The organism is Pseudomonas sp. R2-7-07, from assembly GCF_003852355.1.
GTDB lineage: Bacteria > Pseudomonadota > Gammaproteobacteria > Pseudomonadales > Pseudomonadaceae > Aquipseudomonas.
Genome location: NZ_CP027759.1, coordinates 4,085,081 through 4,109,142, shown reverse-complemented (window position 1 = coordinate 4,109,142; position 24,062 = coordinate 4,085,081). Strand labels below are relative to the sequence as shown.

The following is a 24,062-nucleotide window of genomic DNA, read 5'->3' as shown; positions in this document are numbered from 1 at the left end:
GAATGGCCGCAGCGGACGACGCGCACCTGCTTGAACGCCTGCTCAAGGGCGAACAGCGGGCCTACAAGGAACTGGTCACCACTTACCAGAGTGCGATGCGGGCGGTGGCCTATGCCATCGTCGGGCAGCGGCATGCCGACGAGGTGGTGCAGGATGCCTGGTTGTCGGTGGTTCGTAACCTCGCCCGGTTCGAAGGGCGTTCCAGTTTGAAGACCTGGCTGCTGACCATCACGGCGAACGCCGCCAAGGGCCGCTACAAGCAAAATCGTCGCGAGGTGTTACTCGACGACCTGCCTTCCCCCCATGGCACCATCGGTGATGAACGCTTCACCCCGGACGATGGCCACTGGGCTGTCGCCCCTTATGCCTGGCACCAGGACACGCCGGAAGCCTTGCTGACCGAGGAGGAATTGCGCCAATGCCTGGAGCATACGATTCTGAGCTTGTCCGAGTTGCAGGGCAGCGTGCTGGTGCTGCGCGAGCGCCAGGGCCTGGAGCTGGAAGAAATCTGTAATCTTCTGACGCTCTCACTCTCCAATGTGCGCGTGCTGTTGCATCGAGCACGGCTTAAAGTCTTCGCAAGCGTGGAGCATTTTGAGGAAACGGGCGAATGTTGACGTGTAAAGAGCAAGTGGCACGTTCCAGTGACTACCTCGATGGGCAGTTGACCTTTCGTGAGCGTCTGCTGGTGCGTCATCACTTGATGTTCTGCCCGAACTGCCGGCGTTTCATTCGTCAGATGCGCCTGATGCAGGCGACGTTGCGGATCATGCCGGACGAACCGGTGAAGGACGTGGATGCGCTGGCCGAACGGCTCGCGGCCGAACGACGTAAAGACGTGTAGGAGCGAGCAAGAACTAGGCGTCCCCCTCGCTCCTACAGGGGTGAGGTTAGAACTTGGCTTCAGCATCCAGCTGCAGCGTGTTGGTGTTGGCGTCACGCTGAGTACGGCTGGCGTAGTCAGCCTTGGTCAGGAAGTAGGTGGCGCCCAGGGCGAAGTTCTTGTCGATGTCGTAGCTGACCTTCATCTTGTGACCGCGCGAACCGGTGGTGCCGTTGGCGAAGTCCGAATCGGTGAAGGCGCCCACGACCGCGTCGCGTTGTGTATCGCGGTAGTTGTAGTCGAGGTTGAAACCGAACACCTTGGACTTGGCACCCACCAACCAGGCGGTGTCCTGATCGGTCACGGCATCGTTGTTTTTCACGTACTGGCCGTAGAAGGCCAACGGCACTGCCAGGCCGCCGATGTCCGCCTGGGCAAAACCTTCATACAGGCGGAATTCATTATTGGCCGAGTTGCCGTTGACCGCCAGTGCGCAAGGCGTGGTGGTGGTCGTGCAGCGGCTGTCCTTGTCGTTCTGGTAAGCGTAGACGCTGCCGCCCAGGGTCATTTTCAGGTTGTCGGTGAGTGAGAAGCGCGTGCCCAACTGGCCGGAGGTCAGGCGCAGGTCGTGGCGAAATTGCACGCCGTCGCCGTCGACGTTGTCCTTGAGGTTGTAGTTACCCAGGCTGCCGAACAGTTCGGCACTGGCGCCCAACGGGTATTTGTAGGTGACTGCCAGGCCTTCGGGGTTGATGTCGCTGTCCCAGATCACATCGCCCATGCTCACCCACGGTTGCAGCATCTTGCCGCCGATCACGTGCAGGTTCTTGATCTGGTCCGGGTGGTAGTCGATGTAGCCGAGGTCCAGCCAGATCGATTTTTTATCGAAGTAACCATCCTGGTCCTGGTTGGTGGAGCGCGCATCGTCACCGCCGCCCGTGGCGATACGGATACCGGTGTCCACTTGCGGGTTGATTTCAGTGTAGGCACCCAGACGAGCCCGGATACGTTGACGGTCCTTGTCACGCCCACCGTTGTTGGGCTCGCCATCGATCTTGATGGTTTCCTGGCGAAAGCGCACATCGCCCTTGAACTGAGTCTTGGCGGCCCAGGCCAGCTTCTGGTCGAAGCTGCTCAGCTCGTTGGTTTTTTTCGCGGTGGCCGCGATCTGTTCGTTGGTTTCTTGTTGAGCTTGCCGGGCGATCTGCTGTTCTTTCTGGTCTTTGGCCAACTCGTTTTGCAATTCGGTGTACTGCGAAGCGGTGATCTGGCCGTTGGCCTTGAGCATGTCGAGCAACTTAGCGTCGACTGCAGCGCTGGCCGGAACGCTGAGGGCCAGCATCAGGCCGCCACACAGGGCCGCCGCAGTTTTAGTGGAAGCAAGACGCATATCAATCTCCGAAAGTGAGGAGGGATACAACCCCTCCAGGACACAACCGACCGATGACGGACGGAAAAAAATGCCACCCGGCAACCCGGGTGCTCTGAAAACAGGCGTCAGTATCGCGGCGGTTTATGACGGAGTAGTGGCTAAGTGATTTCATCTGCATGACAAATTGTTTGCCGATGGAACTATCGGTTTAGAGCTGTGTCCGGCCATTTTTGGTGATGTGCATAGGGCTGTGATAGGCGATACTCGCCAGGCTTTCACGTCAGAAACAGAGAGGATGCCGATGCCGTTGCAACGCCTGCACAGCCTGTCCGAAATCACCCCGCAGGCCTGGGATGCCCTGGTGCCGCAGGCCCAACCGTTCGTGCGGCATGCCTTCCTGAGCGCGCTGGAAGACAGTGCCAGCCTGGGCCCCCAGTCGGGCTGGCAGCCGGAGCATTTGCTGCATTGGGAAGGTGACCGGCTGGTGGCGGCATTGCCCGGTTATCGCAAGTGGCATTCCTACGGCGAGTACGTGTTCGATCACGGTTGGGCCGACGCCTGCGCGCGCGCCGGCATCGACTACTACCCCAAGCTGCTCACGGCCGTACCGTTCAGTCCGGTCAGCGGCCCGCGGCTGTTGGCCGCCAATGCCGAAGATGGCTTCGAGCTGTTGAACAGCCTGCCCGGTTACCTGGAAATCGAAGGGCTCTCCAGCGCCCACATCAACTTCACCGACACGTTGGCCGACGACGCACTGGCCCGGCAACCCGGCTGGCTGCAGCGCCTGGGCTGCCAATTCCACTGGCAGAACCGTGGCTACCGCGACTTCCAGGACTTTCTCGACGCACTGAGTTCACGCAAGCGCAAACAGATGCGCAAAGAACGCGAGCAGGTGGCGGGGCAGGGCATTGAGTTCGAGTGGCTGCAGGGGCATGAGCTGAGCGAAGCCCAGTGGGATTTCGTCTACGCCTGCTACGCCAACACCTACGCGGTACGTCGCCAGTCGCCCTATCTGACCCGGGCGTTTTTCAGCCTGCTGGCCGAGCGCATGCCCGAGGCGATCCGCGTAGTACTGGCCAAACAGGGCTCACGCCCGGTGGCCATGGCGTTCAGCCTGATCGGTGGCGACAGTTTCTACGGCCGCTACTGGGGCTGCCTGGCCGAATTCGACCGGTTGCATTTCGAAACCTGTTTCTACCAGGGCATGGACTACGCCATCGCCCACGGCCTGCAACGCTTCGACGCGGGCGCCCAGGGTGAGCACAAATTGATTCGCGGGTTTGAACCGGTGATCACCCGCTCGTGGCATTACCTGCGCCATCCGGGGTTGAAAAACGCCGTGGAGGATTTCCTCGAGCGCGAGCGAGTGGGGGTTCTGGCGTATGCCGAAGAGGCGAGGGAGGCCCTGCCTTATCGGCAGGGCTGACTGCCCCTTGCCCTAATGCCAGTCAGTTAAGAAGTAGAAAGGGTAAAAAGTAACCTGTGGCGAGGGAGCTTGCTCCCGCTGGACTGCGCAGCAGTCCCATTTTTGGGGCCGCTTCGCGGCCCAGCGGGAGCAAGCTCCCTCGCCACAGGTACAGTGTTCGTCCTTAACTGACTGGCATTACCCCTTGCCCTGGGTTTCGATGCCTTCAATCGATCCCGACAAACCCACCCGTCTGATGCTGCCACAACCGCGCATACAGCCCGCCGTGTGCCAGCAACTGGGCATGGCTGCCGCTTTCGGCGATCTGGCCGTTCTCCAGCACCACCAGGCGGTCCATTCGCGCAATGGTCGACAGGCGGTGCGCAATCGCAATCACGGTCTTGCCCTGCATCAGGGTTTCCAGGCTCTCCTGGATCGCCGCTTCCACTTCCGAGTCCAGCGCTGAGGTAGCCTCGTCCATGATCAGGATCGGCGCGTCCTTGAGCAGCACACGGGCAATCGCGATTCGTTGGCGTTGCCCGCCGGAGAGTTTCACGCCGCGTTCGCCCACGTGGGCATCCAGGCCGGTGCGACCTTCGGCGTCCGACAGCAGCGGGATAAACTCGTCGGCGCGGGCCTTGTGCACGGCGGCCCAGAGTTCGTCGTCGGTTGCATCCGGTTTGCCATACAGCAGGTTGTCGCGGATCGAGCGGTGCAGCAGCGAAGTGTCCTGGGTAATCATGCCGATCTGCGCGCGCAGGCTTTCCTGGGCGACTTCGGCGATGTTCTGGTCGTCGATCAGGATGCGCCCGCCTTGCAGGTCGTAGAGGCGCAGCAGCAGGTTGACCAGGGTCGACTTGCCCGCGCCGGACGGGCCGATCAGGCCGATCTTTTCCCCTGCCTTGATTTCAAGGTTGAGGCCGCCAATGATCCCGCTCTGCTTGCCATAGTGAAAATCCACCTGCTCGAAGCGCACTTGACCATGGGGCACGCTCAGGCGCGGGGCGTTGTCGCGGTCTGTCACCGCCAGCGGCTGGGCGATGGTTTTCAGGCCATCCTGCACCATGCCGATATTTTCGAAAATGCCATTGACCACCCACATGATCCAGCCGGACATGTTGACGATACGAATCACCAGGCCGGTGGCCAGGGCAATCGCGCCCACGGAAATCAGCGACTGGGTCCACAACCACAGGGCCAAGCCGGTGGTGGTGACGATCAACAGGCCGTTCAGGAGGGTGATCACCGTGTCCATGCCGGTCAGCACGCGGGCGGCCAGCTGGGCTTTTTCGGTTTGCTCGATGATCGCTTCCTTGGCGTATTCCTGCTCATTCTGCGTATGGGCGAACAGCTTCAACGTGGTGATGTTGGTGTAGCCATCAACGATGCGGCCCATCAACTTGGAACGCGCCTCGGAGGAAATCACCGAGCGCTCTTTGACCCGTGGTACGAAGTAGCGCAGTGCCAGGCTGTAGCAGATGATCCAGGTGATCAGCGGCACCATCAGCCGCCAGTCTGCCTCGGCAAATAACACCAGGGAACTGATCGCATAGATCGACACGTGCCAGATGGCCTCCGCCGTCGCCACGGCCGAATCGCGCAGGGAGTTGCCGGTTTGCATGATGCGCTGGGCGATGCGCCCGGCGAAATCGTTCTGGAAGAAGTTCAGGCTCTGCTTGAGCACGTAGCTGTGGTTCTGCCAGCGAATCAGGCTGGTCATGCCGGGGTTGATGGTCTGGTGCACCAGCAAATCGTGCAGGCCGTTGAAGATCGGGCGCAACAGTAGCGCGACCACGGCCATCCAGATCAGCTCCGCGCTGTGGACCTGGAAGAAATCCGCCGGCGGCGTGCCCTGGGCCAGGTCGATGATGCGACTCAGGTAGCTGAACAGCGCGACTTCGATGAGCGCACCGACCAGTCCCACCACCAGCAATGCGGCGAAGCAGGGCCACACCTGGCGCAGGTAATAGAGATAGAAGGGCAGGACTTTTTCGGGAGGGGCCGCGCTGGGAGCATCGCGGAAGATGTCGATCAGTTGTTCAAAACGACGATAGAGCATTAGGCTTGACGCCCGCCGTGCGGGCTCTCCTTTCAAATGCGCACGCTGCCTTGTGGGCAACGTGCGGAGCTACTTGCAGGTCTACCCGCAGACCTCAGTCGATGCGCTTGGCCGACTTGATCAAGACGGGATCGATTGGCACGTTCTGCATGCCTTGCTTGGTGGTGGTCTGGGAATTGACGATGACATCGACCACGTCCATGCCCTTGACCACTTTGGCGAATACGGCGTAACCGGCATCGCGACCCGGGTCGAGGAAGGCATTGTCGGCCACGTTGATGAAGAATTGGCTGGTGGCCGAGTCGGGATTAGACGTACGAGCCATGGACAGCGTACCGCGAACGTTATGCAGGCCGTTGCTGGCTTCGTTCTTGATCGGTGCGTCGGTCGGCTTCTGCGACATCTGCTGGGTGAACCCGCCGCCCTGGACCATGAAGCCTGGGATCACACGGTGAAAAATCGTGTTGGTGTAGAAGCCTTTGTCGACATAGGCAAGAAAATTCTTGGTACTGATCGGCGCCTTGACCGGGTCCAGTTCGATTTCAATGTCGCCATTGGTGGTGGAGATCAAGACGTGGGGCGCCTTGGCTGGCTCGGCCGCCATCAGGTTGGCAGCGAACAGAACGGAACCGGCAAAGAAGGCGATTTTTTTCAGCATGGGTCAGTGATCCTGGGTAGTGGCATCGACGGAGTTTAGAAAGTCGAGCAGGGTAGCGTTAAAGACTTCGGGTTGGTCCAGGGGCGTGGCATGGCGGGAATCTTCAATCACCACCAATCGCGCGTTGGGCAGCAGTTTTACATAGATTTCTTTGTGCGCCACGGGCGTGTAGTCGTGGTCGGCGTTGATGACCTGGGTTGGACAGGTGATTCTGGAGCGTTGTTCCTGCCGCCACAGCGCACTATCGCGTCGAGCTTGCACAATTGAAAGCAGGCCATGGGTGAACTCCGTCTCAGGCTTGCCGAGGGGCCGCGAAGGGCGCGTCCAGCGGAGCGGTATCAAAGGTGCGCAACAATTCCACGAGGATCTGCGTCGCCGGGCCCAAGGGTTTGTCCTTGTTCGAATACAAATAGAACGTCGGATGGCGGCTGCCGCCCTGTTCCAGGGGCAGTTGCTTGAGCACGCCTTCGGCAAGTTCGCGCTCGATCATGTGCCGGGGCAACCAGGCAAAACCCAGGCCGCTGCCCACAAACGCGGCGGCGGTGGCCAGGCTGCCGACGGTCCAGCGCTGTTCGGCACCGAGCCACCCCACATCGCGCGGTTGCTGGCGGCCGGAGTCACGGATGACCACCTGCATCTGGCTTTCCAGGTCCTGGAAGCTCAACTCACGGTTCATGCGGTGCAACGCATGCTCGGGGTGGGCCACGGCGACGAATTCCACATCGCTCATTTCCGTGCCCAGGTAACCGGCGATGCTGAACCCGCAAATCGCCAGGTCGGCCACGCCTTCTATCAGCAGCTCTTCGACGCCGGAGAGCACCTCCTCACGCAAGCGCACCCGGCACCCTCGGCTCTGCGGCATGAATGCGGTCAGGGCGCGCACCAGGCGCGCATTGGGGTAGGCCGCATCCACGACCAGCCGCACCTCGGCTTCCCAGCCTTGTTCCATGTGATGGGCGAGGTCTTCCAGTTGACTGGCGTTTTTCACCAGTTGCCGCGAGCGGCGCAGCAGCACTTCACCGGCATCGGTGAGCACCGCCTTGCGCCCGTCGATGCGCAGCAGCGGCACGCCGAGCTGGTCCTGCATGCGCGCCACGGTGTAGCTCACTGAGGACTGCGAACGGTGCAGCGCTTCGGCCGCCTGGGCGAAGCCGCCATGGTCGACCACGGCTTGCAACGTGCGCCATTGATCGAGGGTAACGCGGGGCGCTTTCAAGATGAGCTCCTCTTGTCCTAAGCTGGCGGTCCTTATTGGAGACTGCCGAATGAGAAAATTCTGTTGTGTGTTGCTGGCGCTGCTGCCGATGAGCGCGTTTGCCTATCCCATCGACGTGACGAAAAAGATCGAGGGTGTAAGCATCGATTACACCGCGTCCGATGTGGACGGCGATATCAGTTCGATTCAGCTCAACAACTACGGCACGACAGCGGCTGTGTGTTCGGTGGTCTTCACCAATGGCCCTGAAGCGCCGCGGCGTCGTACCGTCACCGTACCGGCGGGCAAAAGCACCAACACCACGGTCAGGTTCAACCGCGCGATCATCAAGATGCGCATTGCCCTGAGCTGCGCGCCGAAATAAAGCAAAAGCGGAGCATGCCCAAGGGAATACTCCGCTTATAAACAAATTTCTAGATGGGTTATAGCAGTTTTTTGTGCTTTTTAATCGAACGGGCCCTGGTTAATCTTTTCTCCATCGACTTACAGCATTTACCGATGGAGCCTACATAGCCATGTCCAACGTTCTGATCATCGAAAGCAGCGCTCGCCAGCAGGATTCGATTTCCCGCCAACTGGCCCAGCAGTTCATCAACCAGTGGCAGGCGACTCATCCTGGCGATCGGATCACCGTGCGCGACGTGGCGCTCAACCCGGTGCCCCACCTCGATGCCAACCTGCTGGGCGGCTGGATGAAGCCCGCCGAACAGCGCAGCCCGATCGAGCAGGCATCCCTGGACCGCTCCAACGCATTGACCGACGAGCTGCTCGCCGCCGACGTTCTGGTGATGGCGGCGCCGATGTACAACTTCGCCATCCCCAGCACCCTCAAGGCCTGGCTGGACCATGTGCTGCGCGCCGGGGTGACCTTCAAGTACACCGCCACCGGGCCGCAAGGTTTGCTGACCGGCAAGCGCGCCATCGTGCTCACCGCCCGTGGCGGCATTCACACCGGCGCTGCATCGGACCATCAGGAACCGTACCTGCGCCAGGTCATGGCCTTTATCGGGATTCACGACGTCACCTTCATCCATGCCGAAGGCGTGAACCTGAGCGGTGACTTCCAGGAAAAAGGCCTCAACCATGCAAAGGCGCTGCTTGCCCAAGTGGCTTGATCCTTTAATCGCCAGATAATCCCCTGGTGTTTATCTAGGGCCACGCAATCCCTTCAAGTACGCGTACCGAACCTCCCTTTGCACTTGTGCTCCTGAGTGCTCCTGCCCGACTGCCGCTTTAGCGAGGTCGGGTTTTTTTTGCCTCGAGTTTCTTCAAACATCGAAAAGCTTTAATGTCGCGCCCATTCGAAACGAGGCGCACATGGGCTATCTACTGGTTGTTACCCTGATTCAGGCATTTTCCTTCAGTTTGATCGGCGAATACCTCGCCGGTCACGTCGACAGCTATTTCGCGGTACTGGTGCGCGTGGTCCTGGCCGGATTGATCTTCATACCGCTGACCCGCTGGCGCGCGGTGGAACCGGCGTTCATGCGCAGCATGCTGATCATTGGTGCGCTGCAATTCGGCGTGACCTACGTGTGCCTCTACCTGAGCTTTCGGGTACTCACGGTGCCGGAGGTGTTGCTGTTCACTGTCCTCACACCGTTGCACGTGACCCTGATCGAAGACGCGCTCAACCGGCGCTTCAATCCCTGGGCACTGGTCGCCGCGCTGGTGGCGGTGGCGGGCGCGGCAGTAATCCGCTTCGACCAGATCACCCCGCACTTCCTGATGGGCTTCCTGCTGCTGCAACTGGCCAACTTCACCTACGCCGCCGGGCAAGTCATGTACAAGCACCTGGTGGCGCGCTATCCAAGTGATCAGCCGCACTACCGGCGTTTCGGCTATTTCTACCTGGGCGCCTTGGTGGTGGTGTTACCTGCGTTCCTGCTGTTCGGCAAGGCGGACTTCCTGCCCCAGGCCCCGCTGCAATGGGGCGTGCTGGTGTTTCTCGGGCTGGTCAGCACCGCACTGGGCATGTACTGGTGGAACAAGGGGGCCTGCCTGGTCAATGGCGGCACCCTTGCAGTGGTGAACAACCTGCATGTGCCGGTGGGGCTGCTGCTGAACCTGCTGATCTGGAACCAGCATGAGCCGCTGGGACGACTGGCCCTCGGCGGCCTGGTGATTCTGGCGGCGGTGTGGGTCAGTCGGTTGGGGATCAAGCGGGCGTCGCTTACATAGCAGCGAGAGACTTGTGCCAGGCCGAATAGGGCGTGTTTTTCACCTGACATTGATTGAAGTCGGGTGAACCGTCATCCCACCAGACCGGCCCGCGCTCGCCCAGATCAACCTTGGCCTTTTGAACCTTCGCCCTCGCGCTTTTCAGCTGGCCCTCATCACCTGACGCTTTGGCGGTTTTTACTTCACGACGCGCATCCATAAGCTGGTTAACCAAACGCTGCCGAACGTCTGAGGATAGTAAAGGATTACTGCACCGCCAGAGTTTGCCATTGACTAGGAAATAGCGGCCATCGGGCGTTGTTGGATACATCAATGGGCGTCTCCTACTCTTATACTCAATGACCTTGTTCCGTTACCTGGGATTCAATTTATTAATAGGGGGTACGCTTACAGTTCTATCAGCTCATGCTCGGGTCTTTTTTGGTGTAACGTAACAACACATCTAGAAGAGGTTTCCAAAATGTCTAAACTCGCAGAATTCCGTCAGCTCGAAAAACACCTCGCCGAACAGCTTCAGGCCCTTGAAGCTTTGAAGGGTGATGCCGGCCTCAAGAAAGAAATTGAATTCGAAACGAAGCTGCGCGATTTACTCGCAAAATACAGCTACAGCCTGAAGGACGTTATCAACTTGCTTGATCCACAAGCAGGGCGTCGCGCTCCAGCCGTCGAATTCAAAGTCGGCAGCCGCAAGCCACGCCAGTTGAAAGTTTATAAAAACCCTCATACCGGTGAAGTCGTCGAAACCAAGGGCGGCAATCACAAAACGCTAAAGGCTTGGAAAGCAGAACATGGCTCCGCGACTGTTGAGTCCTGGCTGGCGAAGTGACGACCTAAGGTATCAAGCGCATATCGCGTAGTTTGTCGAACACGTCGAAAAATGCTTGATCGCTCGCCTGGTAGGCGGTAAAGCCCATGGCACGGCTTTTCGACATATCCGTGACAACTTCAATGGGGCGCCCAAGGTCTGCATCCGTGTGCCATGGGGAGACCAGGCGACCTATATCGGGTTCTTTCAGGCCGTGTTCCGCGACCATTTGCGCCCATACGGCTTGGTCGTCAGCCATCTGCTTTTCAAGGGGTGAGAGTGACGCGGGATAATCGGCCGCAGGCAAGGCGAAATAGTCGGCAATTCGGCCCCACATCCATTTCCAACGGAATACATCGCCATTGGTGACGTTGAGTGCCTGATTGGCCGCAGCCGGCGTGGTGGCCGCCCACAGTTGTTGTTTGGCCAACTGCCGTGCGTCCGTCATATCGGTGAGGCTGTCCCACTGCACTCTTGAGCCGGGAAACACAAAAGGGCGATGGGTTTGTTTGCAAATCGAAGCATAGACGGCGAGGGTGGTTGCCATATTCATCGCATTGCCTACCGCAACCCCGGTGACGGTATGCGGGCGATGAACGCTCCACGTGAAGCCGTCCTTTTCAGCGGCGGCGAATAGTTCGTCTTCTTGGGCGTAGTAGAAATTTTCGATATCCAGACGGCCCTGTTCTTCGCGAAACGGTGTTTGCGGAAGGCTGCCCTTACCATACGCTTCGAACGGGCCGAGGTAATGTTTCAGGCCAGTAACCAGGGCCACGTGCTCAACGCTCTTGGCTGGACGAATGGCGGTGAGCACATTGCGTACCATGGCGGCATTAACGCGAATGTTCTCGGCCTCCGTGGCTTGCCGTGACCAAGTAGTAATGAATACATGAGTGGGTTTCAAATCCGCCAGCGCATGTTGCAGCGAAGCTGGATCCTGAAGGTCTGCCGCGACAGGGATAACACCTTGCGCTTGCGACGGGTGCCTCGACAGCGCGGCGACCTGCCAATTGTTCTCGATTAGTAACTGAGTGATGGCGCTGCCGACGATTCCGCTGGCGCCCACGACTAAAGCTGTCTGGCTCATACGTTTCTCCTGGATTTAGGTTTGGGAGTGCGCCTGAGCAACAGAGGTTCAACCTGAACCTGAACCGGATCCGCATTGAGCGGCACAAGGTAGAACTGGCCCAACCATTCGCTGAGCCGGCACGGAACTACGGCCTCGGCACCCCCGGAACATCCATATTGATCTTGCGCCAGAAGGCTTCAGAGAAGCTGTAAGCCGAGAACGCAATCAGCCCCAAGGCCATCACCATCAATATCAGCCATCCAGCTGGAAGATTCTGCAGCGCGTTCAGGGCTTCTTTCATGCCCGGTGGATTCATGGCTTGATAAGTGGAACCGCTGATTGCCAGCAACAACGCGATCTCTATAAAAACTACTCCACGGGCAATCAGACCGAACCGCGACACTGGGCGGACGTACTGCATGACGTCTTCGTCGGCCTCAAAATATTTCTCGAACGAGGCTTTCCAGCCCTTGATGATATGAGCAATACCCACACCCAGCGGAACGAGTGCGATCAGGTACACCAACACATTCGAGTGATCCCATGACAAGAGATGCGCCAGCCAGTCTTTGGTCTGCCCGCTGGAGTTACCCGAGCTTTTAATGCCGCTAATAAGCAGGCCCAACGCAAAGAGCGCGAGAGCGCCGTTAACCATACCTCCCGCTAACAGACCCGCGCGAATCACCAAGCCTTTAAGTTCCTTGCCATGATGGTCGACATCACGCGTAGCTTGCAGAACGCGCCAAGCCGCAAATGCGAGTAGACCTGCCACCACAAGCCCAACTAAAAAATAGCCGAAGGGTTGGCTTAGCAATGCTTCCAGGCTCTTGTGGCTGTCTTTCGGCTTTGTCGAATCTTGTGCTGCCAGCAGTGCGAAGATGCCGATGATCAAATACAGCACGCCCCGAGCGGCGTAGCCTCCCCGAGCGAGTATTACCAGGCCTTGTTGTGCGGACATTCGATGTATTCCCGAGCTTTGATACAAGAGCAGACCCTTCTCGCTGGGTGGGGTTCTATTAACAACAAGCGTCCGTCAGACTCCGGGCTGAATTTCGGAGCCAAGACATGAACCTTGCCAAGCGTGACTTCACCAAACAACTTCTTATTGATGCTGGGATACGTGAGGGGATGCGTGTTCTGGATGTCGGCTGCGGAACGGGGGACGTTTCCTTCCTGCTAAGCACACTGGTCGGCAAGACGGGCGAAGTCGTCGGGGTTGATCACGATGATAATGCGCTTGCTACAGCGCGCAAACGCGAGGCGTCCGCTAAGTACCCTGCGCCCACTTTCATTCAAAGCGGGTTACTCGACCTGCCTGAATCTATCGGCATGTTCGACGCCATCGTGGGCAGACGAGTGCTCATGTACCAAGCAGATACCGTGGCCACCGTCAGCGCACTGGCCAAGCATCTTCATCCAGGCGGGGTAATGGTGTTCCAGGAGCATGATACGACGATGGCCCCAGCCAGCATTGATGCCTTCACCCTGCACAGAACGGCGCAAGGCTGGATACAGCAGATGATCGCGCGCGAAGGCGCCGACTTGCATATCGGCTTTAACCTGCACGGTATCTTCACCGCTGCCGGATTGCGTGTTGCGGATGTGCGTGCCGAATGCGTCGTACAAACCCCTGATACACCTTACGGCCTGGGCTACATCGTACGTGCCTGCTTGCCACGCATAGTCGCGCTGGGGGTTGCGACACCAGACGAGGTCAACATTGAAACGCTGGAACAACGTCTGATTGATGAGCGAAGCCAGTCAGGCGGAATATACGTCGGGGACGTAATGTTCGGGGCGTGGGCCTATAAGCCGGGGCAGTCTTGATCCCAGACACCTCGGTATGGAGAAAAATGCTGACAAAAAAACAGCTGATTAGCCCTGTTCGCGTAAAGAAACTCGGTTTGGACGCCCGAAACCGGTACCCTATGCAGCTGATATTTTGTATTTCTTCGAGGTAGCACCCGTGTTTTCCCAATTCGCCCTGCACGAACGCCTGCTCAAAGCCGTGGCCGAGCTTAAATTTGTCGAGCCTACGCCTGTGCAAGCAGCGGCCATCCCGCTCGCGCTCCAAGGGCGTGACCTGCGGGTGACGGCGCAAACCGGTAGCGGCAAGACCGCTGCGTTCGTCCTGCCGATTCTCAACCGCCTGATCGGCCCGGCCAAAGTTCGCGTCAGCATCAAGACCCTGATCCTGCTGCCGACCCGCGAGCTGGCCCAGCAGACCTTGAAGGAAGTGGAGCGCTTTTCGCAGTTCACCTTCATCAAGTCCGGCCTGATCACCGGCGGTGAAGACTTCAAGGTCCAGGCCGCCATGCTGCGCAAGGTGCCGGATATCCTGATCGGCACCCCAGGGCGCATGATCGAGCAACTCAATGCCGGCAATCTCGACCTCAAGGAAGTCGAAGTGCTGGTGCTTGACGAAGCCGACCGCATGCTCGACATGGGCTTTGCCGACGACGTGCAACGCCTGGTGGCCGAATGCGTCAACCGCCAGCAGACCATGTTGTTCTCCGCCACCACTGGCGGCTCGACCCTGCGCGAGATGGTCGCCAAGGTCCTGAACGATCCCGAGCACCTGCAGGTCAACAACGTCAGCGATCTGAACGCGACCACACGTCAGCAGATCGTCACCGCTGACCACAACGTGCACAAGGAACAGATCCTCAACTGGCTGCTGGCCAACGAGACCTACCAGAAGGCGATCGTGTTCACCAATACCCGGGCCGCTGCCGACCGCATCTACGGCCGCCTGGTGGCGCAGGAATACAAGGCGTTCGTGCTGCACGGCGAAAAGGACCAGAAGGATCGCAAGCTGGCCATCGACCGCCTCAAGGCCGGTGGCGTGAAGATCCTGGTCGCCACCGACGTCGCCGCGCGCGGCCTTGACGTGGATGGCCTGGACCTGGTGATCAACTTCGACATGCCGCGCAGTGGCGACGAATACGTTCACCGTATCGGCCGTACCGGGCGTGCTGGCAACGATGGCCTGGCCATCTCGCTGATCTGCCACGGCGACTGGAACCTGATGTCGAGCATCGAGCGCTATCTGAAGCAATCGTTCGAGCGCCGCACCATCAAGGAAGTCAAAGGCACCTACACCGGGCCGAAGAAGGTCAAGGCGTCGGGCAAGGCCGTCGGCGTGAAGAAGAAAAAGACTGACGCCAAGGGCGACAAGAAGAAAGCCGGCGCCAAGTCGCCGACCAAGCGCAAGATCGCCAACCGGCCGAAGACCGACAACCTGTCGCTCGTCAGCAAGGACGGCATGGCCCCGCTCAAGCGCCGCAAGCCGGAAGCACCCGCTGCCGAGTAAGGCCTGAGTTAGACGAAAAAAACCGGACATTGTCCGGTTTTTTTATGCGCTCAGTTTGATCGCTCCCATGCTCCGCGTGGGAGCGCAGCCAGTGGCGCTCCGCGCCGCTCTTCATTCATTCAGTCTTGGCAGCGGCTTCCTTCAACTCTTTGAGCCGGGCATCGATCAACTGGCATTTGTCGGGAAATTGCGCGCTTTCGGTGTCCAGATCCATCTTCTGCAACTGGTCATTCATCTCCTTGGCTTTGGCGGGGTTCTGCTCAGTGAGCCGGCTCACTTCCTTGGCCAGCGCCTCACGCTTGGCCGTGGCCTCTTCGGGCGTGCAGGCCCAGGCGGGCAGGGCGCCCAGCAGCGTGGCGGCAATGGCCAGGTTCATCAGGGTTTTCATGGTTCGGACCTCCTTGGCGATGATGTTCGGTTGAGGGGGCAAACGCCTGGAAAGTTCAGGGAAATGACGCCCCGTCCATCCAGCTGAACGGCCAGCGCGCGGGCGGGTCACTAGTTTTGACAGGCTAATTTTTCTACGCCTGCAGGAGGAATCAGGATGACGACTTACAACTGGGATCTGATCGAGCGGCTGTTGCATGAAGTGCAAAACGGCGAGGGCAGTTTTGCTCCCCGCAAATACGCTGAGCAGGAAGCCGCCGAGAAGGCCACGGCGGGTGAGCCCACCGGCAATCTGGATGCGTTGAAGAAGACCGCCGCCGATTATGAAGCGCTGTTGTTCAAGCGCGGGTTTATTGAGTCGCGTCCGGAGGAAGAGGGCGGCAATGGTGAGAATTTCATTCTGACTCCGCGAGGTGCAAGCCTGCTCTCGCTGATCGATAGCTCAATCCCGGGGGAGAATCACCCGCGTCATGTGTTGGACCAGCAGGACGACGCGCTGGATGAACAAACCTTTGATCGTGTCGCGTCCGAGGCGGCTATTGCCGGTGGTGCGATTTAGGGTTTACGCGCGAGTGGTAGCGGGTGTGCCCGCTTCCACGTTTATTGGGATGGAGTGGCCTTCAGGCACTTCAGCGCCTTGAAGTCGCTGCGCACGGCGTCGATTTTCTGGGTCAGCTTCAAGCGTTGCTGCGCGGTGCTTTCAGCCATCAGGTCAACGATCAGGCTGCGCGCCGCGGCTTCGGTCTGTGCGTAGGCGCTGCGGTACGCCGGGGTCCACAGGCTCTCACGGTCGACCAGCAGTTGCTGCATCCTGCGCGGGAAGTCGACGCTTTGACGCTGCTGCACGGCGTCGATGAATTGAGCCTGCCAGCGGGCGCGATTGCCGATCCATTCGGTGTTCTGATCGCCCAACGCGACGGACCATGCCATCACCCGGCTTTGCTGGCGTGTACTGAGCGGGCCGATCCAGGCGTCCAGGCGCTTGCTCATGCGTTCGGCACGTTCCTTGATCTGCTGGGGCAGTGGCGGCTTGAGGTATTCGTCCTGGCGTTTGCGCAGGTCTTTGGCCAAGGCGTCGTTCATCTCCTTGACCTGTTGGTCATCCAGACCTTGCAGCAATTGCACCGCAGTCGGGGTGATTTCACGCGCAATCTCGCCGATGGCCTGCTTGGCTTCCACGGTACGGGTTTGTAAGGCCGCGTCCGTGACCTGATTGCTGTCGACCATCGTTTGCAAGCGGTCCAGCCAATCCAGGTAACCCGGCAATTGCGTGGTGCAGTGCCATGCCAGGTGCTGCTTGAGGCTGTCATTGAACCAGCTCTTTTGCCCGGCGTTCATGTCCAGGTAGTCGTTGAGGGTCCAGGGGATGATCACATCGAGATTGCGGTAGGCCAGGCCTACGCGGTTGCAGCCGGCGAGCGCCAGGCTCAGGGTCAGCAATAACGCCAGAAATTTTAGCCGACGCAGCATGGGCGGATCCTTGCACGGATGGAGGTTAATGCATGTGAACCTGCGGCGGGGGCGACAGTTCAGCCCATCAATAAAACGATCGCACGGCCTTCAAGGTCAACAGCCCATCACATTGCGAATTGTGTCCGGAGTAGGCCGAACAGTCCCCACCACTGAGGCTGGAGTCGCTGTAGATCAAATCCAGGTCAACGCCTTTCCATTCTCGGGAGAACTGTACCGACCAGTCGCTGAACGTGCGGATGGAGCCATTTTCCACCGAAACCGGGGTGCCCAGCTGATGGGTGGTGTACTTCATGCTGACCCCGATACCGAAAGGCTGGGTACCGCCAAGGTCGGCAAACAGGGTGCTGTCCTGACGGTCGGGGTCGTTGCTGAAGGAGGCGCCGAAGCGGTTGCCCAACAGGTTCAGGCCACCGTAGAACTCCTGGCTGTCCAGAGGGCTGAGCTTGGGATAGCTATAGTGGATCAGGCCGACTTCGTAGCCCAGGGTCTGGTCGAAAGGGTGTTTGAAACCCATGTAGGAATCGATTTCGAGCGTGCTCTTGGAGGACAGGTCCATATTCGGCGAGAACTGCCCGAAATACACGCCGCTGTCGTGGCTCAAGTCCAGGCCGCCGTGGAACGAGTCGCTGCCGGGCGCGGTGGGCTTGACCAGACCCTGGGCCATGCTGCGGCTGGGCGTGGTGCCCAATTTAAGGTCAAAGTCGCCCAATTCGCGCTGGAAGATCTGCGCTTGGGCGAGCGGACTGGCAATTAACGCAACGATCAGAAACGTGCAGGGTTTGAACATGCTTCACTCCATGAAAAGCGAGGAGCAGTAACGAAAAATCAGGCGGATGCCCGTGCTAGACGTGTGCAAGGATACCGGCGAATGCGCGCAGATGAGGCCCGTTCGTCGTTTTTGCGCAATAAAGGGTGAAGCAGAGGGTGTTTCGGGGCTCTAGTCCTAGCGCCTTGAAGGCAAGACGCTTAGGGACCAGGTGCGTTGCGCAGGTGTTACTTCTTGCCCAGGCTGATCTGCTTGGACGGGCCGAAAGTCTGGCCGCTTACGCCCTTGGCAATTTGCTGGATTTCGCCACCGGACTTAAGAAACGCAGCAATCTGGCTGTTGATCGATTCGCTGGTTTCAACGGCGGGAGCTGGCTTTGCTTTGCTGTTGGATGCTTTTACACGCATGGCGGCCACTAACCTGTAGAAAATTAACTTGGCCAGGCATCGTACAGGAAATACTTGACAATTGCTTGGCAAATATCCCTCAGACATTACGTAGCGTCTGGAAACGTGCCGAACTTGATCGATAATTTAATCGGCTAACTTACTGTTTTAACTCAAAAGCTTGTAATGACGGGGCGTTGGCGACCGGTAAAATTTGTAGGAATGATCAGACGAGCGGGGCGGTGCCACTGTAGCGCCACGTCAGCCTGCGGATTTTTCAGGCGCGCGGGCGTGCCTGACACAAACCGGGTAGAATACCGCCCACGCAATGAGGGTATCTGGAAATGGCTTTAGTCGGGCGCTACAACAGCTTGCAAGTGGTTAAACACACTAACTTTGGTTTGTACCTGGATGGTGCGCAGGACGGTGAAATCCTCTTGCCTAATCGGTATATCCCCAAAGATATTCCCAGTGAAGATGAAGACTGGCTTAACGTTTTCATTTATCTGGACAGCGATGACAAACTTATCGCCACCACTGAAAAACCCAAGGTTCAAGTGGGCGAGTTTGCCAGTTTGAAAGTGGTGGAAGTCAACAGTATCGGCGTTTTCCTCGATTGGGGGCTGCCAAAAGACCTGTTGCTGCCCTACTCAGAAGAAAAGCGTCAGTTGAGCGCCGGTGAGTATTGCGTAGTGCATGTCTACCTCGACAAGCACACCAGGCGCATCACCGCTACCGCGCGCCTTGACCGCTACCTGGACAAAACGCCGGCCAATTACCAGGTGGGCCAGGAAGTCGACCTGTTGGTGGCCGAAGCCACGGACATGGGTTTCAAGGCGATCATCAACAACAAGCACTGGGGCCTGATCCACAAGAACGAGGTGTTCAAGTTCCTGCGCCCAGGCAAGGAAGAGAAAGGCTTTATCAAGGAGATCCGCGCCGATGGCAACATCAGCCTGAGCCTGCAGCCGGTTGGCCAGGAAGCGGCGTCCAGCCTCAACTCGAAGATTCTTGCCAAGTTGCGTGACAACAACGGCACCTTGCCGGTCAGTGATAAAAGCGATCCTGCTGTGATCAGCAACTTGTTTGGCGTGAGCAAAGGCAACTTTAAAAAGGCCATTGGTGCGCTCTACAAGCAGGGGCAGATTGTGATTCATGCGGACCGCATTGAACTAAGCTGAGTGCGGTTTGCTCTGCTGTAGGAGCAAACTCGCTCCTGCAGTGGACCGGTCAAATGTCGAAGAAAACGCTGTTTGCCTATCTTGGCACCCTGTTCGCCTTCCTGGTGCTCGACGGCCTTTGGCTCGGCGTCCTCATGGGGCCCACCTATAAAAGCCTGCTCGGCTCGCTGATGCTCGACCAGCCGCGTCTGTTGCCGGCGGTTGTATTTTATCTGCTCTACGTCCTCGGTTGCGTGGTGTTCGTGGTATTGCCCAGCGCCAGCTGGCAACGCGCTGCGCGTCTGGGCGCCTTGCTCGGGTTGGTCGCCTATGGCACTTACGACCTGAGCAATTGGGCCACGCTGCAAGGCTGGTCTGCGGGCCTGGCGGTGATGGACATGGCGTGGGGCACGGTTCTAACAGCGATCTGTTGCACCGTCGGCTACCTGTGTGCACAACGGGTGCGCCAGTGATTGTGTACAGGATTGTCGTGCACCGTTGCTGCGCATTTCCCCTGATAGCTAAAGCTTGATAATCCCTTTGGAGCGTCGTTCCACGGGGATTGTGTGCCATTGGCACGCATCCTGCTGAATGCCTCGTATACAACCCATGTAGCCGACCGTATGCATACCGCTACGCCAGCGCAGGGCGATATTTCGAGGAGTCCGGCGATGACTGAACAATTGCCCAAAGGCTACAGCCCACGGCTGTACAACCAGGACCTGGGCCCACTGCCGCAAAAGTGGACCTGGTACAACATCTTCGCCTTCTGGATGAGCGATGTGCACAGCGTCGGCGGCTATGTCTTCGCCGCCAGCCTGTTTGCCCTGGGGCTGGCGAGTTGGCAAGTATTGATCGCCTTGCTCGCGGGTATCTGCATTGTGCAACTGATCGCCAACCTGGTGGCCAAACCCAGTCAGCAAGCGGCGGTGCCTTACCCCGTGATCTGCCGGCTGGCATTTGGTGTGTTTGGCGCGAATATTCCTGCGGTGATCCGAGGCCTGATCGCGGTAGCGTGGTACGGGATTCAGACGTACCTGGCGTCGAGTGCCTTGATCATCGTGGTGCTGCGCTTCTTCCCGTCGATGGCCGTATATGCCGAGCCGCATTTTGCGGGTTTGTCCTACTTGGGCTGGTTCGGCTTTCTCAGCCTGTGGGTATTGCAGGCCGCGGTGTTCTGGGCTGGCATGGAGTCCATTCGCCGTTTTATCGACTGGGCCGGCCCGGTGGTGTACGCGGTGATGTTTGCCCTGGCCGGCTGGATTGTCTGGAAGGCCGGCTGGGCGAATATCAGCTTTACCCTGGCGGAAAAATCACTGTCGGGCTGGCAGGCGTTCGGCCAGGTAATCGTGGCGACGGCGCTGGTGGTGTCGTACTTCTCCGGGCCGACCTTGAATTTTGGTGATTTCAGCCGCTACTGCCGCAGCATGCAGGACGTGCGCCGTGGCAATTTCTGGGGGCTGCCGGTGAATTTCCTGGCGTTCTCTCTCATCACCGTGGTGATTGTCTCGGGCACCCTGCCGGTGTTTGGCGAAATGCTGCATGACCCGATTGCCACCGTGTCGCGTATCGACAACAGCATGGCCGTCCTGTTGGGCGCCTTTGCGTTTGTCACCGCCACCATCGGTATCAATATCGTCGCCAACTTTGTCTCGCCCGCGTTCGACTTCGCCAACATTGCCCCAAGCAAAATCAGTTGGCGCGCAGGGGGGATGATCGCGGCGGTAGCATCGATCTTTATCACCCCATGGAACCTGTTCAATAACCCGCTGATGATCCATTACACCCTGGATATCCTCGCCGCATTTATCGGACCGCTGTTTGGCATCCTGCTGGTGGATTTCTACCTGGTCAAAAAGCAGCGCATCGACGTGGATGCGCTGTTCGATGACACTCCGAGCGGGCGCTATTACTTCGATGGCGGTGTGAACTGGACGGCGGTCAAGGCCCTGGTGCCGGCGACGTTGATGGGCGTGGCGATCACCTTCACGCCGGCGTTGCAGGGCATGGCCAATTTCGCCTGGTTTACCGGATGCTTGCTGGGCGGGCTGTTTTTTCTGGTGCTGACGCGGCGCGAGCAGGTCCGCGTACCGACCCCTGTGGTCGCCGGCTGATCAATACGCTGCCCGCCACCAACAGGCCGCAACCGGCAATCACCAACGCCGGTTGCAGGCTGCCGCTCCAGTGGCTGCTCACGGAAGCCAGCAGCGGGCCGCTCAATTGGCCGATCGCAAAGCTGGCGGTCAACAGGCCGGTGTTGCGTTGATAGCCATTGGGCGCTACCTCGCGCAAGCGTGCCATGACCAACTGCATGCAGGCCAGAAACGGCGCTCCGCACAGTAACACCCCCAGCGCCAGCCCCCAGCCATTGCCCAGCAGGCAAGTGAACACGCCAGCGGCTTGCAGCCACAGCGTGGTCATCAGCCAGCGTCGGGTGGTGTTCGGGTCCTTGCGGCGCAGGCTGGCAATCACCACGCCCGTTGCGGCGGCCAGGCCGAAACAAGGCCAGAACAAGTCGGCCTGCCAGGCGCCTTTGAACTGCGCGCTGGCCATCTGCGACAGGAAGGTGGCCGGAATGATGTAGCCCAGGCCGTACAGGAAGTAGATCCAGCCTAAGTGCGCAATGCTGCTGTTATTGCCGGTGCTGGGGGCGGGTGCAACCGACGCGCTCGGCTTCGGCAAGAAGGGCAGGATGGCCAGTAGCATCACCAGTGCCACTGCCCCATACACCAACCACAGCGTCGCGGAGCTTTGCCCCAACAGGTTGGAGCCCAGCGCCAGCAAACCCGTCAGCAAAATACCCACCCCCGGCCCCGCAAATACCAGTGCTCCCAGGCGCGGCCTGCCAGCGGCAATCGCCAGTGGCTGGCTCAGGCTGGTGATCATCACCAGGGCCCAGGCGCTGGCGACGCCGGTGCCGAAACGCAGCAACAGGTGCGGCCAGAACCCGTGGGCCCAGTATGACGCCAGGGTCAGCAGCACGCAGAGCCACAGGCCACCATACAAGCGCCCCTTAATATGATGATGACTGCGAGCGAATATCGAGTCCACGGCACCCACGAAGTAACCCAGGTAATTGGCGGCCGCGATTAGCCCCGCGCCGGTCAGGTCGATCTGGCCTTCGCTGAGCAGATGCGGCATCTGCGGGGTGAGGGCAAAGCGGCCGATGCCCATGGCCATCATCAGGGCGACAAAGCTGGCGGTTAAGCGAATCAGCGGTGACATGTTCAGGTGTCCTGCAATAAAGCGAAGACCGTCAGGCTAAAGCGGATTGACTTTCTGTAAAAATGAATAATAGTGATGAACTTGTTCAGTTTTGGAGAAAGGTATGGAGTTCAGTCAACTGCGCATCTTCCGGGCGGTGGCGGAGGAGGGCTCCATTACCCGCGCCGCCGAGCGCCTGCACCGCGTGCCGTCGAACCTGTCGACCCGGCTCAAGCAGATGGAAGAACAGCTCGGCATCGAACTGTTTGTGCGTGAACGCCAGCGTTTGCAGCTGTCTCCTGCGGGTAAAGTGCTGTTGGACTACAGCATCCGCCTACTGGCGCTGCACGACGAAGCCCACGGCGCCGTGCAGGGCGGGCAACCGGCCGGTGATTTTGTACTCGGCAGCATGTACAGCACGGCAGCGATTCACTTGCCGAAACTGTTGGCGCGTTATCACAAGGCCTACCCGAGGGTGAACCTGCAGGTGCAATCTGCGCCGAGCGGCGAGCTGCTGGAAGGCTTGATCACCGGACGGCTGGATGCGGCGCTGGTGGATGGCCCGCTGGCCCTGGCCACGCTGGACGGCGTGCCGCTGTGCGAAGAGCGCCTGGTGATCATTTGCGAAGCCGACCACCCGCCAGTACGCGGGCCCCAAGACGTCGCCGGCCGCTCGGTATTCACGTTCCGCCGCAGCTGCGCCTATCGCGCCCGCCTGGAAAGCTGGTTTTCCCACGATCGCGTGGCCATGGGCCGGGCCATCGAGATCGAGTCTTACCAAGGTATGCTCGCGTGTGTCATCGCCGGTTCCGGCGTGGCGTTGATGTCCGAACCCATGCTCGACAGCTTGCCAGGCAAGGACAGCGTGTCCGTTCATCTGCTGACTGGGCCTTTTGCCACTGCCACCACCTGGTTGATGTGGCGAAAGGGTATGCTCGGCGCTAACCTCAATGCATGGATCGAGCTGCAGCAGTCGGACCGGGCAGAGTGCTTGCCAGACAGGCGTGAAATTGCTTGAACGATCCGACAGGATTCAGATCCATTCAGTAATAGTTCGTTGTGCTTTCGCACAAGCAATACGTAAGACTTAGCGCTACTATCAATGTAGGAAACGGCGACAGAACAGGCGCCTACTCGCATTACCCTCAAAGGGGGCAAATCATGAAAGAGAAAATTCAAACCTGGCTCCATGACCTTGGCGTTGCGCTGGGCTTGATCGAGCCTCCGCTGCAGCCGGTACCGATTCGTACCGATGATGAGCAACGCCGCCCTCGTCGGCGCTGATCCCAAGCCAACCCAGGATTCGTGTGGGAGCGGGCTTGCTCGCGATGCGGTGAGTCAGTCGATAGATAGTTGACTGGTTTACCGCATTCGCGAGCGAGTCCGCTCCCACATTTGTTTGTGTCAGGTATGAAAAGCGGTTACGCCACCTGGCTCCTTCACTTTCAACTGTCGGAATTGGACCACTCGTTCGTCAGAATTGACTGGCTTACTCATTTTTTAGGATGAGCGTAGGTTGAATTCCGTTACGGAGCCATGCTCATGGTTCATGGGCTGTTGCAACGCTTATGGAACGACCCATAAAGCTATCGGAATAGAAAAGCGGCTGCTTCCGTAACTCCAAACTTTAGAAAGCCTCTCTGCGAGGCGTGACTAAGTCAGAGTTATTGGAGACAACGCTATGACGCGCTCTTCCGTTCCGCCAGTCGCCGCATCCCTGATCGCCACACTTGAAAGCATTTTGCATATCGCGCCGGTGTCCAGAGCCTGGAAGGCTAACGCTCC

The 24,062-nt window shown here is 59.0% G+C and carries 27 protein-coding genes and 1 pseudogene; 15 read left to right on the top strand and 13 right to left on the bottom strand.

The genetic code is table 11. The annotated features are described in order from the left end of the window. Window positions 1-2: 2 nt before the first annotated feature. Both C4J86_RS18820 and C4J86_RS18815 read left to right on the top strand, forming a co-directional pair. Window positions 3-617, top strand: a complete 615-nt coding sequence (locus tag C4J86_RS18820) for an RNA polymerase sigma factor (RefSeq protein WP_124371476.1) — start codon at window positions 3-5, stop codon at window positions 615-617. Next, the gene (locus C4J86_RS18815) at window positions 611-844 is read left to right on the top strand and encodes an anti-sigma factor (RefSeq protein ID WP_124371475.1); all 234 of its coding nucleotides are present in this window, start codon (window positions 611-613) and stop codon (window positions 842-844) included. Before C4J86_RS18820 ends, C4J86_RS18815 begins: the two co-directional genes overlap by 7 nt. A gap of 46 nt (window positions 845-890) precedes the next feature. On the opposite strand, the gene C4J86_RS18810 is transcribed toward C4J86_RS18815, so the two are convergent. After that, window positions 891-2,213 (bottom strand): putative porin, encoded by a 1,323-nt coding sequence (locus C4J86_RS18810; RefSeq protein WP_124363868.1) that lies wholly within the window; start codon window positions 2,211-2,213, stop codon window positions 891-893. A gap of 283 nt (window positions 2,214-2,496) precedes the next feature. Between C4J86_RS18810 and C4J86_RS18805 the strand changes: the two genes are divergently transcribed. Next, window positions 2,497-3,621: a GNAT family N-acetyltransferase gene (locus C4J86_RS18805; protein WP_124371474.1), complete on the top strand. Its 1,125-nt coding sequence runs from the start codon at window positions 2,497-2,499 to the stop codon at window positions 3,619-3,621. A 205-nt stretch (window positions 3,622-3,826) separates the two neighbouring features. Here C4J86_RS18805 and C4J86_RS18795 read toward each other — a convergent pair whose 3' ends face one another. The 4 genes and pseudogenes from C4J86_RS18795 to C4J86_RS18780 all read right to left on the bottom strand — a co-directional run bounded on the left by C4J86_RS18795 (window position 3,827) and on the right by C4J86_RS18780 (window position 7,533). After that, entirely contained in the window at window positions 3,827-5,659 is a 1,833-nt protein-coding gene (locus C4J86_RS18795) for an ABC transporter ATP-binding protein (protein WP_124371472.1), read from the bottom strand. Between the two features lie 94 nt (window positions 5,660-5,753). Then, window positions 5,754-6,317 carry a peptidylprolyl isomerase gene (locus C4J86_RS18790; RefSeq protein ID WP_124371471.1) on the bottom strand — a complete coding sequence of 188 codons (564 nt, stop codon included), beginning with the start codon at window positions 6,315-6,317 and terminating at the stop codon, window positions 5,754-5,756. Window positions 6,318-6,320: 3 nt separating this feature from the next. Then, window positions 6,321-6,580 (bottom strand): annotated as a pseudogene (locus C4J86_RS18785) (alpha/beta fold hydrolase); the annotation flags it as partial. Between the two features lie 29 nt (window positions 6,581-6,609). Continuing rightward, window positions 6,610-7,533 carry a LysR family transcriptional regulator gene (locus tag C4J86_RS18780; protein WP_124363864.1) on the bottom strand — a complete coding sequence of 308 codons (924 nt, stop codon included), beginning with the start codon at window positions 7,531-7,533 and terminating at the stop codon, window positions 6,610-6,612. Window positions 7,534-7,582: 49 nt separating this feature from the next. Between C4J86_RS18780 and C4J86_RS18775 the strand changes: the two genes are divergently transcribed. From C4J86_RS18775 to C4J86_RS18765, 3 genes are all read left to right on the top strand, one after another. After that, on the top strand, window positions 7,583-7,897 hold the full coding sequence (locus C4J86_RS18775; protein ID WP_124367909.1) for a 3-phosphoglycerate kinase: 315 nt from the start codon (window positions 7,583-7,585) through the stop codon (window positions 7,895-7,897). Window positions 7,898-8,048: 151 nt separating this feature from the next. Next, entirely contained in the window at window positions 8,049-8,648 is a 600-nt protein-coding gene (locus tag C4J86_RS18770) for an FMN-dependent NADH-azoreductase (protein WP_124371470.1), read from the top strand. 202 nt (window positions 8,649-8,850) lie between these two features. Then, window positions 8,851-9,714 (top strand): carboxylate/amino acid/amine transporter, encoded by an 864-nt coding sequence (locus C4J86_RS18765; protein ID WP_124363861.1) that lies wholly within the window; start codon window positions 8,851-8,853, stop codon window positions 9,712-9,714. Here the strand turns inward: C4J86_RS18765 and C4J86_RS18760 are convergent. Then, window positions 9,707-10,024 (bottom strand): hypothetical protein, encoded by a 318-nt coding sequence (locus C4J86_RS18760; protein WP_124371469.1) that lies wholly within the window; start codon window positions 10,022-10,024, stop codon window positions 9,707-9,709. The genes C4J86_RS18765 and C4J86_RS18760 overlap by 8 nt on opposite strands. Before the next feature lie 150 nt (window positions 10,025-10,174). Between C4J86_RS18760 and C4J86_RS18755 the strand changes: the two genes are divergently transcribed. Continuing rightward, window positions 10,175-10,540 (top strand): histone-like nucleoid-structuring protein, MvaT/MvaU family, encoded by a 366-nt coding sequence (locus tag C4J86_RS18755; RefSeq protein WP_124367905.1) that lies wholly within the window; start codon window positions 10,175-10,177, stop codon window positions 10,538-10,540. A 4-nt stretch (window positions 10,541-10,544) separates the two neighbouring features. Here the strand turns inward: C4J86_RS18755 and C4J86_RS18750 are convergent, their stop codons facing one another. Both C4J86_RS18750 and C4J86_RS18745 read right to left on the bottom strand, forming a co-directional pair. After that, a complete protein-coding gene (locus C4J86_RS18750; RefSeq protein ID WP_124371468.1) occupies window positions 10,545-11,606 on the bottom strand; it encodes an SDR family oxidoreductase in 1,062 nt (353 codons plus the stop codon). Between the two features lie 127 nt (window positions 11,607-11,733). Then, window positions 11,734-12,546, bottom strand: a complete 813-nt coding sequence (locus tag C4J86_RS18745) for a DUF1206 domain-containing protein (protein WP_124371467.1) — start codon at window positions 12,544-12,546, stop codon at window positions 11,734-11,736. Window positions 12,547-12,653: 107 nt separating this feature from the next. Here C4J86_RS18745 and C4J86_RS18740 point away from each other — a divergent pair, with 107 nt between their 5' ends. After that, the gene (locus C4J86_RS18740) at window positions 12,654-13,415 is read left to right on the top strand and encodes a methyltransferase domain-containing protein (RefSeq protein WP_124371466.1); all 762 of its coding nucleotides are present in this window, start codon (window positions 12,654-12,656) and stop codon (window positions 13,413-13,415) included. A 139-nt stretch (window positions 13,416-13,554) separates the two neighbouring features. Further along, window positions 13,555-14,901 carry a DEAD/DEAH box helicase gene (locus C4J86_RS18735; protein WP_124363855.1) on the top strand — a complete coding sequence of 449 codons (1,347 nt, stop codon included), beginning with the start codon at window positions 13,555-13,557 and terminating at the stop codon, window positions 14,899-14,901. 115 nt (window positions 14,902-15,016) lie between these two features. On the opposite strand, the gene C4J86_RS18730 is transcribed toward C4J86_RS18735, so the two are convergent. Then, window positions 15,017-15,289 carry a hypothetical protein gene (locus C4J86_RS18730; RefSeq protein WP_124371465.1) on the bottom strand — a complete coding sequence of 91 codons (273 nt, stop codon included), beginning with the start codon at window positions 15,287-15,289 and terminating at the stop codon, window positions 15,017-15,019. Window positions 15,290-15,445: 156 nt separating this feature from the next. Here C4J86_RS18730 and C4J86_RS18725 point away from each other — a divergent pair, with 156 nt between their 5' ends. Further along, window positions 15,446-15,847 carry a transcriptional regulator gene (locus C4J86_RS18725; protein ID WP_124363853.1) on the top strand — a complete coding sequence of 134 codons (402 nt, stop codon included), beginning with the start codon at window positions 15,446-15,448 and terminating at the stop codon, window positions 15,845-15,847. 41 nt (window positions 15,848-15,888) lie between these two features. Here C4J86_RS18725 and C4J86_RS18720 read toward each other — a convergent pair whose 3' ends face one another. The 3 genes from C4J86_RS18720 to C4J86_RS18710 form a co-directional block, all read right to left on the bottom strand. Next, window positions 15,889-16,758, bottom strand: coding sequence for a DUF6279 family lipoprotein (locus C4J86_RS18720; RefSeq protein WP_124371464.1), 870 nt, complete (start codon window positions 16,756-16,758; stop codon window positions 15,889-15,891). Between the two features lie 67 nt (window positions 16,759-16,825). After that, entirely contained in the window at window positions 16,826-17,548 is a 723-nt protein-coding gene (locus C4J86_RS18715; protein WP_124371463.1) for a TorF family putative porin, read from the bottom strand. A gap of 206 nt (window positions 17,549-17,754) precedes the next feature. Next, window positions 17,755-17,934: a hypothetical protein gene (locus C4J86_RS18710; protein WP_003193095.1), complete on the bottom strand. Its 180-nt coding sequence runs from the start codon at window positions 17,932-17,934 to the stop codon at window positions 17,755-17,757. Window positions 17,935-18,257: 323 nt separating this feature from the next. On the opposite strand from C4J86_RS18710, the gene C4J86_RS18705 reads away from it, so the two are divergent. The 3 genes from C4J86_RS18705 to C4J86_RS18695 all read left to right on the top strand — a co-directional run bounded on the left by C4J86_RS18705 (window position 18,258) and on the right by C4J86_RS18695 (window position 21,187). Continuing rightward, the gene (locus C4J86_RS18705) at window positions 18,258-19,094 is read left to right on the top strand and encodes a S1 RNA-binding domain-containing protein (protein ID WP_065884480.1); all 837 of its coding nucleotides are present in this window, start codon (window positions 18,258-18,260) and stop codon (window positions 19,092-19,094) included. A gap of 53 nt (window positions 19,095-19,147) precedes the next feature. Continuing rightward, window positions 19,148-19,546 carry a DUF2177 family protein gene (locus tag C4J86_RS18700; protein ID WP_124363849.1) on the top strand — a complete coding sequence of 133 codons (399 nt, stop codon included), beginning with the start codon at window positions 19,148-19,150 and terminating at the stop codon, window positions 19,544-19,546. A 198-nt stretch (window positions 19,547-19,744) separates the two neighbouring features. Beyond that, window positions 19,745-21,187 carry an NCS1 family nucleobase:cation symporter-1 gene (locus tag C4J86_RS18695; protein ID WP_124371462.1) on the top strand — a complete coding sequence of 481 codons (1,443 nt, stop codon included), beginning with the start codon at window positions 19,745-19,747 and terminating at the stop codon, window positions 21,185-21,187. On the opposite strand, the gene C4J86_RS18690 is transcribed toward C4J86_RS18695, so the two are convergent. After that, window positions 21,099-22,298, bottom strand: a complete 1,200-nt coding sequence (locus tag C4J86_RS18690) for an MFS transporter (RefSeq protein WP_124371461.1) — start codon at window positions 22,296-22,298, stop codon at window positions 21,099-21,101. The genes C4J86_RS18695 and C4J86_RS18690 overlap by 89 nt on opposite strands. A gap of 103 nt (window positions 22,299-22,401) precedes the next feature. Between C4J86_RS18690 and C4J86_RS18685 the strand changes: the two genes are divergently transcribed. After that, window positions 22,402-23,295, top strand: a complete 894-nt coding sequence (locus C4J86_RS18685; protein ID WP_124371460.1) for a LysR family transcriptional regulator — start codon at window positions 22,402-22,404, stop codon at window positions 23,293-23,295. 143 nt (window positions 23,296-23,438) lie between these two features. Then, window positions 23,439-23,561: a PA1414 family protein gene (locus C4J86_RS27115; protein WP_017737772.1), complete on the top strand. Its 123-nt coding sequence runs from the start codon at window positions 23,439-23,441 to the stop codon at window positions 23,559-23,561. Window positions 23,562-24,062 lie beyond the last annotated feature (501 nt).